This is a genomic window from Alteromonas sp. ABH4_452 (assembly GCF_056311825.1).
In genome coordinates this window covers 2,327,813-2,343,232 of record NZ_CM149973.1, presented here as the reverse complement: position 1 = coordinate 2,343,232, position 15,420 = coordinate 2,327,813, and the positions used below count along the sequence as shown (strand labels likewise).

At 44.7% G+C, this 15,420-nt stretch carries 11 protein-coding genes; 4 read left to right on the top strand and 7 right to left on the bottom strand.

Annotated elements, in window-relative coordinates; translation table 11 throughout:
• Both ACYX4N_RS09960 and ACYX4N_RS09955 read right to left on the bottom strand, forming a co-directional pair.
• Positions 1-855, bottom strand: a complete 855-nt coding sequence (locus ACYX4N_RS09960; RefSeq protein ID WP_476053908.1) for a hypothetical protein — start codon at positions 853-855, stop codon at positions 1-3.
• 198 nt (positions 856-1,053) lie between these two features.
• On the bottom strand, positions 1,054-1,503 hold the full coding sequence (locus tag ACYX4N_RS09955) for a GyrI-like domain-containing protein (RefSeq protein ID WP_476053907.1): 450 nt from the start codon (positions 1,501-1,503) through the stop codon (positions 1,054-1,056).
• Positions 1,504-1,780: 277 nt separating this feature from the next.
• On the opposite strand from ACYX4N_RS09955, the gene ACYX4N_RS09950 reads away from it, so the two are divergent.
• From ACYX4N_RS09950 to ACYX4N_RS09940, 3 genes are all read left to right on the top strand, one after another.
• Entirely contained in the window at positions 1,781-2,665 is an 885-nt protein-coding gene (locus ACYX4N_RS09950; protein ID WP_476053906.1) for an EamA family transporter, read from the top strand.
• Positions 2,666-2,838: 173 nt separating this feature from the next.
• Complete coding sequence (locus tag ACYX4N_RS09945) at positions 2,839-3,063, top strand: hypervirulence associated TUDOR domain-containing protein (RefSeq protein WP_334059984.1); 225 nt, start codon at positions 2,839-2,841, stop codon at positions 3,061-3,063.
• 18 nt (positions 3,064-3,081) lie between these two features.
• Positions 3,082-3,723: a DNA-3-methyladenine glycosylase gene (locus ACYX4N_RS09940; protein ID WP_476053905.1), complete on the top strand. Its 642-nt coding sequence runs from the start codon at positions 3,082-3,084 to the stop codon at positions 3,721-3,723.
• Between the two features lie 40 nt (positions 3,724-3,763).
• On the opposite strand, the gene ACYX4N_RS09935 is transcribed toward ACYX4N_RS09940, so the two are convergent.
• Both ACYX4N_RS09935 and ACYX4N_RS09930 read right to left on the bottom strand, forming a co-directional pair.
• Positions 3,764-4,099, bottom strand: coding sequence for a hypothetical protein (locus tag ACYX4N_RS09935; RefSeq protein WP_474856946.1), 336 nt, complete (start codon positions 4,097-4,099; stop codon positions 3,764-3,766).
• Between the two features lie 29 nt (positions 4,100-4,128).
• On the bottom strand, positions 4,129-4,509 hold the full coding sequence (locus ACYX4N_RS09930; protein WP_476053904.1) for a VOC family protein: 381 nt from the start codon (positions 4,507-4,509) through the stop codon (positions 4,129-4,131).
• Between the two features lie 284 nt (positions 4,510-4,793).
• On the opposite strand from ACYX4N_RS09930, the gene ACYX4N_RS09925 reads away from it, so the two are divergent.
• Positions 4,794-5,189 carry a hypothetical protein gene (locus tag ACYX4N_RS09925; protein WP_474806277.1) on the top strand — a complete coding sequence of 132 codons (396 nt, stop codon included), beginning with the start codon at positions 4,794-4,796 and terminating at the stop codon, positions 5,187-5,189.
• Between the two features lie 55 nt (positions 5,190-5,244).
• Here ACYX4N_RS09925 and recD read toward each other — a convergent pair whose 3' ends face one another.
• The 3 genes from recD to recC are packed head-to-tail and all read right to left on the bottom strand — an operon-like array spanning position 5,245 to position 14,943.
• A complete protein-coding gene (gene recD / locus ACYX4N_RS09920; protein WP_476053903.1) occupies positions 5,245-7,434 on the bottom strand; it encodes an exodeoxyribonuclease V subunit alpha in 2,190 nt (729 codons plus the stop codon).
• 31 nt (positions 7,435-7,465) lie between these two features.
• Positions 7,466-11,323 (bottom strand): exodeoxyribonuclease V subunit beta, encoded by a 3,858-nt coding sequence (recB, locus tag ACYX4N_RS09915; protein WP_476053902.1) that lies wholly within the window; start codon positions 11,321-11,323, stop codon positions 7,466-7,468.
• Positions 11,320-14,943, bottom strand: a complete 3,624-nt coding sequence (recC, locus tag ACYX4N_RS09910) for an exodeoxyribonuclease V subunit gamma (protein ID WP_476053900.1) — start codon at positions 14,941-14,943, stop codon at positions 11,320-11,322. Before recC ends, recB begins: the two co-directional genes overlap by 4 nt.
• Positions 14,944-15,420 lie beyond the last annotated feature (477 nt).

The following is a 15,420-nucleotide window of genomic DNA, read 5'->3' as shown; positions in this document are numbered from 1 at the left end:
TTACTTATTTGACTGTAGCATATCAGACAACGGCATCAGCTTTACCTCTGCACAGAACAGCGGAGATTCACTACTCACCCACCCCACGCAGGTAAGATGGTTGGGATCTGTATCAACAGGCGTAACCAATATATTTAGACAGTCGTTGCTTTTAAGTTGTGCTAACTGCTGGTTGTCGATGCACATGTTTTGCGAAACATAGATCATAGGGTTTTGTATTAAGTCGTAATCAAGGGCCTGCGCCCTTTCTAACATCGCCGATGACATCAAAGAAAGCGGGTAAAATTTGGGGAAATGGACCTTATTCGCAAACTCATCTACATACTGTGCTTGGTCAGCGAAAGCGCTTAATAGATAATTTTTAACGTTGCCAACAATCATCCACTTTCGTTTTAAAAAAACGCCTTCATCTAACAGCGTTCGGTCAGCCTTCTTTGAAACTTGGTCTTTGCTATATTTCAATAACGAAGAAGTAATCGACTGGTAGTCGGACTGACGATAAAAGCCCATTAAACAAGTTTTGCCCGAGGCTTTTAGAATTAAACGCTGCGATTCTTGATCACCCTTTTCCGTTTGAGCAACACGGGCGCGTTTTAATACTAGATTGAGGTCGTCTCCCACTTTCGCTGGGTTAACGAAAGTAAACTCGTAAACTGAATATTGTCTTTGCTCGATGGCAGGGGCACTTTGATTAATTTGAGTTTCTACATAAAGGCCAAGTTGAAACCCCAGCGCTATGGTGCCTTGAAAGGGGTTACCCGAAATGCACTGCCAACGCATAGGGTCGTGAAATAAATTGAAATCGTCCGTGGCATTTCGAGCGATGTCTATGTGTAATTGGGTAAGCTTATGCAATTGCTTTCCTTAAAAGAGGAACATCAACTGATTCTTTAGTAATTAGACACAAACCTCGTGTATTTAAAATCATTGAAATTAAGTGGATATCGACGACTTCACGCCGTAATCTACATTCCAGTATAGAGCACGCTAGCGATAGCAACTAGTTTTCTACTTTCAATTTCATGCGGATTATTACAAGTCCGCTAAAAAGCATTACTTTATCGCTATGTATACATCAATGTGATTGCCGTTTACATAGTGCTCGAAATCTACCGTGAACGTCCTTTCATACTTCGCGTTTTCTTGGGTAAAGCATTTCCAAACATCGGTCCATGCATCAATAGCGATTTGCGGCATTTCTCCTTGCTTCGTGAAAACAAGATACTTCCCCGGTGGAATAGTGATGTTTTCGACTTCTATATTTTCTGGCTCTTTCTCACCATCATAGCCTGCTAACACTGAAAAATTGCCAGCATGATCACTTTCATAGTTAAAGTACACCCCATACACGCGCTCACCGCCCACATAATCCACAGGTATGATGTTGTCAAAGCGTCGCCATAGTGCGGGAATTTTTCCGTCTTGAGAAAACTCAGCTTCGTTATTCGTTACCACCGAAAAACCGCTTATGTATAATGGAGCAGAAAGGTGTCTTATTTCCATATCAATATTTCTTCATAATTTGCTTAGGTAATACAATTATGTTACCCGTATAATAAACGTATATTACGCCACTACTTTGCTTTGTCGAAAATAAACAACTCGTTTATCACGCGGAAAGTGAAATAAGTTGTTTTTCAAGAAGATATAAACGCCTTGGTAAAGCTGTAGTTTAAGCTGTTATAAAACCTAGTTTTTCGAATTTTCCCGCTTATCAACGAGCATTTCGACTTCAGAACAAATATAATCCTGTTTTAACTCTTTGAAACTGCAATACATTGTGAATCGACGTTTTTTACTTGCCATACTCGCAGTGCTTTTGGCCATGATAACTATCCAATCGGGAGCATCATTTGCCAAACAACTTTTTCCTATCGTGGGGCCTGAAGGTACAAGCGCCCTGCGCGCATTCTTCGCAGCCCTGGTGTTAACAGTAATTTTTAAACCTTGGAAAGCAAGCTTAAGTGCGAAAGGATGGCGAAACGTCATTATTTATGGCGCCTGTTTAGGGGCAATGAATATCATCTTCTACCTTGCCATTGCGCGTATTCCTTTAGGTATAGGCGTTGCGCTTGAATTCACAGGACCATTGGCGGTGGCCTTTTTTAGCGCAAGAAAAAAACGTGATTTTGCGTGGGCCATTTTGGCCGTTGTTGGCGTTTGTTTACTGCTACCGGATATTTTCGGTGCATCAGCAGAAAGCCTAGAGCCTATCGGCGTAATGCTAGCGCTAACCGCAGGAGCTTTTTGGGCCGGCTACATTGTGTTTGGTAATAAAACAGGCAATGAAGGTTCAGGCGGCGTTACGGTTACCTTAGGTATGCTAGTAGCCGCCATCTGTGTGGTCCCTATTGGTATAGTGAGTCAAGGCAGTGCTTTATTATCTTCAGAGGCGGTCCTCATAGGCAGCGCCGTAGGGATTTTTTCATCCGCTATTCCCTACACCTTAGAAATGAGTGCAATGCGCAATATGCCCAAGCAAACTTTTAGCATAATGATGAGTGTAGAGCCGGCTGTTGCAGCGGTAGCAGCATTTGTCATTATTGATGAAACCCTTACACTGACTCAGTGGCTTGCAGTAGCTTTAGTGGTCATAGCTACCGCTGGAAGTTCTGCTACTCAGAAACAAGTGCCCAAACAAAAGCAGCTTGAAACGCTTTCTTAGGGTTTCAAGCTTTGTTTATTAGCTCTTTTTACCTTAGTCACCATGCCTTAGTTCCCTGTACCTTACTTGGCTTTACCTTTACGTTTCTTCTTTTTTGCCGTGTTGCTCTATGAACTAAGCGGCTATTTTCACCGTTTAACACTGTGTAAGTAGTAAAACTAACGCAACAGGGAATGATGATGAAGCACTACGCGGTAAATACAGAAGTTGAATGGGAATGGGGTAATGGCAGTGCCACAGGCAATATAAGAGAGAAATTCACTAGCGATGTTGAACGCACTATTAAAGGTTCATCGGTAAAGCGTGAAGCGAGCGATAGTGACCCAGCCTATCTTATTGAACAAGACGACGGCAGTAAGGTTTTAAAATCTCACAGCGAAATCAAAAAGTCGTCTTAACTTACTTTTCAATCTACTTTGAAAAATATACAGCTTTCTTTTTTCACTGACAGTGATGTGGTCAACATTGCTAGGTCACTCGTTGGCAATTTTCTCTTTAGTAGGGTCGGTGGTAAACTCACCGGAGGAATGATCACAGAAACTGAAGCTTATTGCGGTGAACGGGATCTCGCCATGCAAAAACACCTATTGCGCCGGCCCTCATCTGTAACAACGCTTAAGAAAAAGGGCGGCATAGCCTACATCTATAAGGTTTACGGTTACCACAGCATGTTCAATATTGTCACTAACGAGGTGGGCTATACTGATTCTGTGCTTATCCGAGCAATCAGTCCTACCGTGGGCTTAGATATAATGCAGAAACGACGAGGGTCAAACGTTGCCGTGCGTAACTTGTGCTCTGGCCCAGCGAAGCTATCGCAAGCTTTAGCGTTAACACCAGCGCTAAATGGCGAACCCGTTGTAAACAACAATACTATCTGGTTTGAGAGCAACGCCGAATTTAACGCCGCCAAAAGTATTACCAGCGCACCCCGCATAGGCATAGATTACGCCAGAGAAGATAAAAACGAAGATAGAAAAGACGATAAAAGCGAAGCGCATGCCACACGGGATGATACAAGCCTACCTTGGCGCTTCACACTGAAATCGGGTGTATGAACAGGCTTAATACCGCACTTCGCACTATCTTTACTCAAGCCTAGTTAGTTAGGGCATATGTAAGCTTACAGTCTATATACTTCAACAGTTTGTTTACTACTCTTGGTACGGCGATATCCCCATTAGCATTTTTCGCTTCTACAAAAATATCACAGTCATCGTACTGAATTTGCTGGCGTATAACATAGTCGTTGAGTTCGTCGAACAGCGTTTCTTTTAAAGGTACCATACCGACAAAAACATCAATCTCTTGATCATCAACATTTCCTTCGCGCTTGATAAAATAAGCGCCATTAATTTCTCTTTTTAGCGTATAGGCCTGCATGGCATCTAACTTTGTTAAGCGAAAGTACACGCTTATTTGGTTTTTTGTCACTGGTTATCTCGGGTTTTTAATTTTAACGGTTACCGCTTAATGTCTACTTTCCAAGGCGGGTTTACTCTGTTCTCCCCCGCCCAATAAAGCTTTATTTTATTGCCAGATGGGTCGTTTAAAATAGCTTCTTTCCAAAGGTAGCGTTGTTCGGTTGGCGCCTGCTCAAAATGAATACCCTTTTCTACGAGCGATGTATATAGCTCGTCTAACGCTTCATGCTCAAAATAAATCACGCTGTGATTTTGTACGCTTTCGCTTTCTAAAGAGAGTGAAAACGTAGAGCTGCCTTCAGGGCAAGTAAACCTTGCGTAATGTGGTGTATCAACAATTTGGGTGAACCCAAGTGTAAGATAAAACTCAACCGCTTCAGTCATATTGGTAACAGGCAGTGTAACTTGATTCAATTCCATGAGCACTTGCTCCTTTTGTAAGATATCTAAACTGCGTTAGCATAGTCGCGATTACCTCAAGCTACCGCTAGGTCGTCACAAGCCAAAGCTAATAATACCTTAGAAAACCTCATTGAGTCTGCTGTCTTGTGAACAATCACTTGTTCATACCTCTATATTGGCGCAGTTGTAAACGCTTTAGACTAGCATTGCTTCCGCTTGATCCACATCAACGCAGGAAAAACGTAACTCCTCCACAATAAAGTCATCAGAATTACCTCGTGAAACTTTGTATGCTAACGCTAGTGAATAATACAGATGCAAATGATGATATTGTGCCGGAGTCACATGGGCTATATCGGCTGCATATAAAGCCGAATACGCAGATGGCGATAGAAAACAAACCTGTTTTCGGTGCGAACATTACATTACACAGCAGCTTTTTAAAGCACGATCATTTTGTTGCGACACCCAATAATATATTGGGTTGGCTAGATCACTTCGGCTTGTCGCACTTCTCCATAAAAGCCGAAACTAACCGCCTAGAAAATGACGACATTTCTGTGCTTTTTCCTTCACAGTTTTTAAACGCTGAAGGCGGCATTTTGCGTGTTACTGCCCCCACCCGTATTTATCTAATCAGCAAAACCCCTATCGAAATCAACAAACACGGCCTGTGTCTTTTTACGCCTGTGAAATAACAATGCAGAAATGTACTCTGACCCCACAATTTGGGGGGTCAGAGTACATTTTCATCTACTCGATTTCTGCGGTGGCGTTTGATGTGCTCTTTAAGTGCAGGCTGATTGCTTCTGACAGCCCTGAATAGCGCTTATCTACTCGCTGAACCATGTGGCTAAATGTCGTATTGTCTGAAATGATCAAACAACCATCTTTGGCTCGGGTTAAGCCGGTATACACTAGCCCCCGATGAAATAGGTTGGCGGCTTTCTCACTATCGGGCTTGGGCAGTATAAGTACAACGTGGTTAAATTCAGAGCCCTGGGATTTATGAATGGTCATGGCATATACGGTTTCAAACTGCGGCACTCTAGATAACGATATGCTGCGTAGCGCTTGTTTTTGCATTTGGTTTTGTACGCCAGTAGCATTCTCGACCGTACTTGGTGAGGCTTGTTGGTCTGCACCTTTGGCGTCTTGATAAAACCATGCATACAGCTTACCCGTGCTATCAGGCCAGATTACGCCTACTTCACCGTTAGATAGCCGCTGTGGATGATGATTCTTTACAATCATTATGGGCTGACCTTGATAGAAGTGCCCTTCTCGCTTTTTAATTTTGTGCTTGATGGCATCGAACACCAAGCTATTTAGGCCCTCTACTCCCATTGCACCCTTGCGAACCGGTGTGAGCCACCTAACATAGTTTAGGCGGTTAAGCGCTTCTTCAGCACTATCGGCATCAAATATGGGAAAGAAACTTTCTTTAGCGAACTCATGTAAATCACGACTGCCAACTTTATCTTCTGACCATAAATGCACGCCTTCTTTTAAACGTGTTTTTGTATAAGCCGCTAGGTTTGCGGTTTTACTACTTTCATCGCTTTCTTCGGCGATGGCAGCGATCGCTCCACCAGCATCCCCTTTCTGGATTGCCGTTGCTACTTTTGCTACTTGGCCTTTGAAACGCTGCGGTGCCTGCAGTGTTGCCACGTAGCTTTTGGCTTGCTCATTAACAGGTAACATAGGAAGATGAGGGCACAGCGTAGCGATATTCTGGCGCATTAACGAGGGTACGCCCCCCAATGAAAGTGGGTCGCTATCAATGTGTAAGCTACTTTCGTCGCTCGGCGATGCATTCTCTTCTACGTCAAAGCGTGTCGTGTTACTAACTAGCTGCTCTAACACATTGCCAAGTTCAACGGCTGGAAGCTGGTCGGCATCACCGATAAAATACAGTCGTGCATGATCTGGCAATGCGCGAACAATGCGCGTCATTAACGCTAGGTCGACCATACTTGCCTCATCGACGATAAGCACATCAGCGGCTAATTGATTGTGCTGATTGTATTTGGTCGATACACCGTATTCTCGCAATCCTAACAATCTATGCAGCGTTACAGCATCAGTAGGCACATTATCAAGTGCTGCATCATCCACCTTGCCGCGAAGCCCTTCAATGCTGTTAACGATAGACTCGGTCATACGTTGCTGCGCTTTACCGGTGGGGGCAGCCAATACAATATTTAGGTCTTTGTCACACGCCTGTAGCGCTAGTAATAGACGTAACACGGTATAGGTTTTACCCGTTCCAGGCCCACCGTTTATGACACAAAACCCCTGCATCAAGCTTTTAGCAACAGCAATTTGCTGCCAATCTTGTTTATCTGTAGTTTCGGTAGGGAATATAGCGGGCCACAGCTGCTTTACTTTATCATTTGCGTCTTCTGTTAACGGCGTAAGCGCCGCTCGCTTCACTATGTCTCGCGCTACCTCTTGTTCAAACTCATAATAACGACGGCTATACAGCCTGCCGTTTTCATAAACAAATAGCTGAGCAACTTGTTCGTTCTCCAAAGCGCTTTTTACAATTTTTAGTAAAGCCGTAAGTTGAGGTAGTACTAAACCTGTCTTAAGGGCTTGTTCTGGCTCTTGTTTTTCTGGTTCTTGTTGATAAATGACCGCTTGGGAATTGTGAATAGATGATGCACTTTCGCTTTCTTGCGCTTCGGTCATCGAACCAACGGTATGCCCGGTGTCGTCTTCCTTAAACAGGGTTGTTCCAGCTACTTCTTTAAGATAGATACAGCTATGCCCATTACGCTGCATATATGACAAATACGCCAGTACTCCAGCCCAGATAAACCTCTCTTCTTGTGCGAGTTCATCAATAAAGCCAAATTCTTTTGCGACAAATTTGTCGATAGCTTCGATGCCAAACAAGTTATCGAAAAACGACGATACAGAATGTTGATTGTTGTTCATTATTTTCCTAACTATATTGTCCTTGATGCCACTACTTGTCATCGAAACTAAACTGCTGCTGTTCTGAAGGCTGTTGAGTAGTGCCTGCACTTTTCAAATTGTCGCTTTGCTGACTATTGGCACCACTTTCAAATATTGAATCTATTTGCATGAGCAAAGACGAAGGAATATCGGTATAAAACACCCCTTCCCCCCGTTCGTTCTCTGGGTGCATGCCGCGTAAGTATAGGTAATACACACCGCCGAAATGAACATCAGGGTCGTAATCAGGCAGGGTATTTTTTAAATAGCGATGTAACGCCAAGCAGTAAATTAAGTATTGAAGATCGTATAGGTGGTGCTGATTATTGTGAAACAGCGCAGCGGGTAAGTAACTATCTAAGGTATCTCCAAGCCAAGTTGATTTGTAGTCCGCTACAAAAAACTGACCATCATGTTCAAAAATCAAGTCGATGAAACCGTGCATCATTCCCTGCAATTTCGTTGTAATTAGCTGAGGCGCGGCTTCAGCCTTACCGCCAATGGCGTCAGCTACCACTTGGCGGTGGCGAGCAAGAACATCGCGAAGCTGAGCCCATTGCGTATCGTTCATGGGAAAGTAGAACTCTGCTTCGCGCAGGGTTTGTGCTAACGGTAAATCACTCATGCTTAGTTGCATTTTAGGATACAAGGGCGTCTGTAACGTTTCTTCAAGCCACTCGTAAAGTAGTGGCGTGCGCTTTTCATCTAGGCCAAAGCGCTTAACAAGCTCTTTGCCAGTTTCTTCCCATTCGGGCGCACTAAAATCACTGTTCTCAAGAATATCGTGAAGCAAGTTACCTGCGCTTGCACCTTTTTCCAACGTAAAACGCAAGTCACTTTTACTGATTGTAGTTATAGTGCTTAAAGAAGGATCTGCATTACTTGAGCCTAACAGCTCTTCTCCCCCCACAAGTGAATCCGTCGCGTACACCTCTTCGTCACGAATGGTTTGAAGTACGGGCACACTTGGAAGTACTTGACCTGAAGCTTCTACTGGTGTTGTGTTTACGCTCGTACTCACCGTAGTTAAACGGCTCAGCGCTGAAAATGAATACAGCCGCCATTCTTCACTCGCTGTGCCGGTAAATTGCAACGCGCTAAGCTGTGGCAGCTCGTCTTCTTGCTCAAAGCCTGAATACACGTCTTCGAAATCGTCGCCATTGATGTGGCTTGCATGAGACGCATCTTCTGCGGCGACCCTGCTTAATACACTTGGCCAATCGTTGTTGCCGCTATCCCCACTTACGCCTAAGGCTCGTGCCAGTGCGCTTTTTTCATTGTTGGCAAGAGGTACAACCCCCATATAACAGCGGTGCGCTGCACGGGTTACCGCCACATAGGCCAAGCGCATATCTTCCGCTTCGCTTTCACGTTGAACCCGAGCTATCGCTTGTGGCGTTTGCCCCAACTGCATCTGCAAGTCTTGCTTCTCTTCGTCGTAATAGGTAAAGATTTGCGATGTTGCCTTTCCATTTTTTGACGCGTCTTTATAACCCGTGGCATAGGGTACAAAAACGATTGGATACTCAAGGCCTTTTGAGCCATGCTGAGTAATAAGACGAATAAGCTGACTATCACTCTCAAGGCGAAGCGTTAGCTCTTCGTCACTTTCCGGCTTGTGGATTTGCTTATTCAACCAATCCAGCAGTTGTTCAGGGCGCTGATGTGTAGTGCTAGCTTTTTCCAGTACTTCTGCTAAATGCTGATAGTTGGTTAATGCCCGCTCTACACTGTCGGCATGGGGTTGATAACTGTCTTGCATTAAGTGCAGCAGTACACTCATACAACCTTTTTGCAGCCACATCTCGCGCAGCGACAGTACTTTATCGATAGCGGCATCCCACTGCGCGTCATCTTCGTGATAAAGCAGTTCGATAAGGGTGTTTGCGCTATAGCCCCAAAGCGGAGATGCCAAACTGGACGCTACTTTACTGGTGTCATTCGCATGCCAAATGCCATTAAGCAGCCTAAGCACGTCTTTCGCCTCAGCACTGGCAAATAGATTACTGCGGTCGCTTAAATAAACGCAGGCCAGCCCTTTTTGCTGTAATACATTTTTGATAGCGCCTGCTTCGGTCCTGTCTTTGACCAGAATGGCGATATCTTGGGGCTTTACTGGCGTAGTGTGACCGTCTGCCGCTTTAAAATGCGCTTCATTCAACAAGCGATAAATCTCTTGCGCAATCCACTGCGCCATTTTACGCCGCATAATGTTAGTGTTTTCTTTCTCCTCTAAACACATGCTCACGTAATTCATTGCACTGCGTTTCGGTACACTATGATCTTCTGCGGGGTCTACCAGAGGTGTTCTAGCAGCTGCGGCTTTAGGGGTAAATTCAACAGGGTTGTAGTTAATGCCAAAGCCAAATACATCAGTGGGCGCGCCTGATGCCACTGGCGCACCATAGAATAGTCGATTGTAGGCCCTTACCATACCTTCCACTGAACGCCAGTTGGTGTTCATCACCCAGCGGTAATCAGCCTGCCTACCCGCTTTTAAATAGGTAAAAATATCACCGCCACGAAAGCGATAAATAGCCTGTTTCGGGTCGCCTATCATTAGTAGCGCACTTTCATCAGCTTCAGCTAAATTAGGATAAACCGAATCTAGAATAGCGTATTGCTTAGCATCGGTGTCCTGAAACTCATCGATTAGCGCGACGGGAAACTTCTTGCGAAGTTCTGGCACGAGGGTATTGTTTGGCTTTATAACCTCATCAGCTAACATGCGTATAAGGTCGTCAAAGTCGATAACACCCAGCTGCTTTTTCTGCTTTTCAACTCGCTCTTTGATAAAAGCAATAGCTTCGATAACCAACCTGAAAACAGGTATTTTACCGAGTGCTTTATCTTTCTCGACAAAGGCTTTTTTAAGCGCACCAGCAAATTCCTTAATTGGCGTTAAAATCTCTTTTACGCCTGAAGAGTTCCGAGCATATCGATTCCCCTTAACAAAAGCCTCTGCTTCTGGTGGTGCGAGATAATACTGCTGCTTACTTACGCAAGAGCCTAACCACGCTTTAAGCGCAGCCAATTCTTGGGGTCTTTCTTTTTTATGCGCCGGCGTTTTAATAAGTTGCTCTACGATTAACCCTTCGTTTTCTTCCACACTTTGCAGTAAAGATTTCACATAGGCTAAAGACGTGTTTGGCGCGTCATTCAGCTGTTTGTTAAAAGCAGCTTCAATGTCGTCCTCAGTTAGCATTAATGGGGTCAGAGTACTTTTTATGCTGGCGTTAAATTCACGCAGCAGGTTTTCAGGTGTGTGCCAACCAGACTCTGCCAACAGCCTGAAATCGTTCTCGCTTTTACTTATTTTTCGAATGAAATCTTCGGCAGCCTGAAGATATAAATCGCTAGTATCGTTGCCTAAGTTGAGCGACATAGCAAAGCCACTGTTGAACGCCAGCTGAGTAATAACGTGCTGACAAAAACCGTGGATAGTGAACACCGACGCCTCATCGAGCTCCAGCTGCGCTGCCTTTAACAGGGCTAAACTCTCATCTGGATCGCAGCTATTAAACAAGTTCTGATAAACCGGGTCGCAGCTAGCGTCTATTTCGTTGCCGTTGTCTTTGGCTTGCTGCCAAATAAGCAATGCCTCTCTTAGCGTGGCCGCAATCCGCCCCTTAATTTCTTCGGTAGCGGCTTTAGTGAAGGTCATCACCAATATTTCTTTAACATTAAGCTTTTTTTCTAACAGCAAGCGTAGGTACAAACGCGTAATGTTAAAGGTTTTACCTGTACCAGCGCTCGCTTCAATAAGGTGCCGACCCTTTAGCGGCATGGCCACTACGTCAAGCAATTGCGCTTCGATATGGGCTCGCTCGTACTCGTAATTTTCAGAGGATACAGAATTCTGACTCATAACTTCTCCTCCTGAGACGCATTATTGACCATGGAAAAAAGTACGAAGGCACACAAGTGCGGGACATCGTTCCAGCTTACACCTTGCGGGTATAGCCAGTTGAGGTAAGGATTGCTTGCCATATTCGCACTGAACTGCCCGTTACTTTGCTGCCAATCGGTTAGTGCACGCTGTAGTTCAATTGTGTCAAAAAGTGCGGCAGATTGACCAACTATCTGTTTCGCTTTTTCGTTTCTGTCATTTACTATTTCGCTAGTGTCTCTATCTTTCTCAGCAAACGGGCAGACTTCGTCAATTACCTGTTGAATTTGTTCAAGAATGGCTTTATCAGTTTCACTTGTAATATCGGTACTACGCAGCAGTGCATGCAGGATATCGTCAAACATATCCGGTTTTATGCTTTCAACTACGGGCTTAGTCTCTGAGTTTCTTGTGCCGGGCATAAAGGTGCCAAACAAGCTTAAATGCACTGGCGTTGGCGCCGTATAAACAGCCATGTAAAGCTGTTCTATAAACAAGAGTAACCGCACCGCAGTTTCTCGGCCATAAGAAGGGAAACGCTGCTTTTTCAATACCGTTTCGCCCTTTTCCCATGAACACGAATAGATATCCAATGGATAACTGCTGTATTTTGTTGCGTCATCACTGCATGAAAATATCAATTGAGAGATGAAAAAGCTCAGAGCGCGGTGGGCGTCTATTTTACCGGCACAAAGCTCTACTAACGCGTCGCTACTAATGAGGGCAGCTGTGGTAAAGGTAATGAATTTACCTTGGAACTGCGCCTTTACAGGTTCAGCATCATGGGGCCCCATAGCCTGACTTAATGCCAAAGCCCCTTCTTTCCACATTTCAACTTCATCTCTAGCAACGGGGTTATTGGGAATATCGCCCCTAAGTGACGCAAAAGTGATCACCTGTTCACCGTATGACATTGAGTCGTGTTCTTGTGACATTTTGCGTTCAGGTGATGAGAAGATGGCATCAAGCACCTGGTAGCGCAGCAAGGCATTGGTTTCAAATGGCTCGCTGTTTTCCAGTAGCGTAAATGACTGTGATAAATTTACACCTAGCCTTTGTATAGAAAAGTGCTCTAGAGGGTCTTTAAAGGCTCTTGCGATTTGGCTATTTGATAGTCGAAGTTCCTGTGTTGAAAGCGCATTGGATGACTCTTCAGGCATCGCTAGTTGGTCAGAACCATTGCTATCAACACTTGTCTTATCAGACTGTGACTTTGTATGCTGTAGCGCATCGGCCAGTCTAAGCCAACCGGTTTCGTAGCTTGGCAATTGGCCAGTAAATCCCTCTTCACTAAAGGGGTGAAGCGGCGCATGTACTCGATATCTAGACAAGGCCAGAGCGTAGCTATTTTCAAGCATGTCCATAAACTCAGCCAGTACCAGGCTAGGCTGGCGCTCACTGTTATTGGTAACATCGTTGCCTTGGTAGCTTAAGTACAGGCTTTCCCGCGTTGAAATAATGGCTTCAAGGAATAAATATCTGTCTTCTAGACGCCTTGAACGATCACCAACCCTACGGTTCGCACCTGCCATTAAGTCTAGGCCTAACGGGCTCGATTTTCTTGGGAACTCACTGTCGTTTAGGCCAAGAATACACACTTTTTTAAACGGTATACTTCGCATTGGCAACATTGAACATACCGTGACCTGACCGGTCATAAAGTGGTTACCTGCGTCTGGTGATGAGAATCGATTCAGTAAAAGGTCGCGGACTTGGCGCAAGGATAATTCATGCTGGTAATCTGCTTCTTCGCATCGTGCTGCAAGATCGGCTGCAACGTTAGCAATAAGATCCCAGCTTTGCTGCTGCTCTTTTATAGGCATAAAGCACGCATCGCGAAGGTCGATTAACGCTTTAGACCACTGCTCTGGTGTTCTTGGAGCGGTTAACTCTTGTGCGAATTCCCCGAGCATCGCCACTATATCAATAAGTTTACCCAGGGTTAGCGCACTTTGCCCCTCAACGTCCGGAATAGTAAGTAGGTCACTCACAACCACTTCGGCGTCTTGCGCCAACATGCCCATTAGCAGCCTACGAATGCCCCACCACCAGCTGTACGTTTCATCTAGTTTAACGCCCTCTGATACGGCGGTTTTATGGGTACTATTAAGACCCCAATGGATATGGGCTTGTTTTAGCCACACCACCATTTGCTCTATGTCGTCTTGGGACACTGAAAATCGTTTTTGTACAGAATCCAGCTGCAGGTAATCCATAATATCCGATACGCCAAAGCGGCTATCAGGTAGCTGCAAAAGCGCCATAAACGCCGCGATAAGAGGCTCTGCGTCCATAGGGCTTCTATCTGCAATGGTACAGGGGAGTCTAACTTGCCCGGTGCCAGCTAAGGTTTTAGTACCCACCCTGTGAAATACGGCATCAACAAATGGCGCATAGTTTTCAATCGCCGGGCACATCACAAGAATATCTGAAGGGGTACGCGTTTTATCTTGGGATAACCAATGGAGCAGGTGGTCGTGCAACACTTGCACCTCGCGAAGCGCGGAATGGGTGCACATGATAGTAACGCTATCATCATTTTGTTTTAGTTCGCTAGTGAATGGCGCAGGTTGAGCGGCTTGTAAAATATCTCTGTGGATATAGTCCAGCAGACCGCGGGTAGGCTCTATCTCACCGTTTCCAACCTCTTCGTCAAATTCTGGCGAATCAAAAGCGCTTATCTCAAATGTATCCAGTTCGGTAAGTAGATTAAATAGCTCCCTGCCCTGCTTACCTAAGTTGCCAAGTAGTGGGTTGGACTGGTCTTCTTCCATCCATTTTTTAAGCCCTTCCAAGCGTAATAGCTTGGCTTGTTCGCTACTACTTTTCGCTTCCCCCCAATAATTTACGCTGGGGTTTAGGTGGAATATATGAATATCAATATGCTGTGCGAGGGCGTCAAAGAATGCTATTAGTTGCGGCGCCATGGTGTTAATGGCAAAAACAATAACGCGCTTAGGTAAATGACTGACGGGATCATTTGGTATATCGCCTGCCTCTAACGCCCCTAACGCTTCTATAGTCATTTGATGCAAACGGGCAGGATGCAACGGTTCCTCTTTGGCAAGAATACGCCAAATTTCGCTTTGCCATAATTCCATATCATCGAATACAGCCCGTTCATTCGCTTCCCACTTAAACAGCCAGTCGGGGCGGTATAAGAGGTATTGTTCGTACACGTCAGCTAAAGCAGTAGCGAGCTGGAGACGCTGAAGGCCCTGCTCTTGCTCACTACCAGCATTTTTCCAATATCTATTTACTTGCTCAAAAGCTTCACCGTTCATCAGTGAGTCATCTTGAAGAATATTGTCAATGCGCCAAGTCAGTACTTCACGACGATAAGGAGATTGCTTGGGTACTTTATCTTGCCCTAGTACCGCGCGCGCCGTATTCCACATAAAGCGTACAGGCAGCGGGTAGTCAATATTCATCGCCACGCCGTGCTCAGTGGCTAATTGCATACTAACCCAATGTTGCATACCTGGGCTTTCAACCAGAATGGTTTCTGGCGTAAATACCCCCAAGGGTTGCTGACGTAAAAGCGTGGTGAGAAGAAAACTCAAGTGTTCTAATTTGTTAGAGGGATATAACGCAAGCAATCGAAAAATCCTTTGTAAAACGTGCAATTAGGTTCTGTATAAAGACTATGCACGCATCGTCGAACTTATCAATTAAGTGTATCGCATTAGGCCAAGTAGTTAAGTTATTTCTCAAAAAAAATAGATAAGCAAATGTCTTATGAAGATAAAAATAAGGACTAAAGCATTGGTATAAACAACCATATCCAAACAAATCAGTGACAAGTAATAGGAGAAAGCTAGGTATCGGATGTACGAGAAAACTAAGAGTATCGTTTTTTAGATAAAAAAAACCCATACAGACCTCAGGACACGAAAAATCTGTATGGGTAAGGTTTACGGTCTACTCAGTAACAACGTGAATAAGCGTTGCCTGGCACTCATTCACGTTAGCGCTACTGGGCAGCACTGTTAACTCTTTAGGTTTTGCAGGTAGAATGCCAACTTTATAATGCATACAATTCAATAAGTTAGAGTTATTTCGAAAATATGACTAAT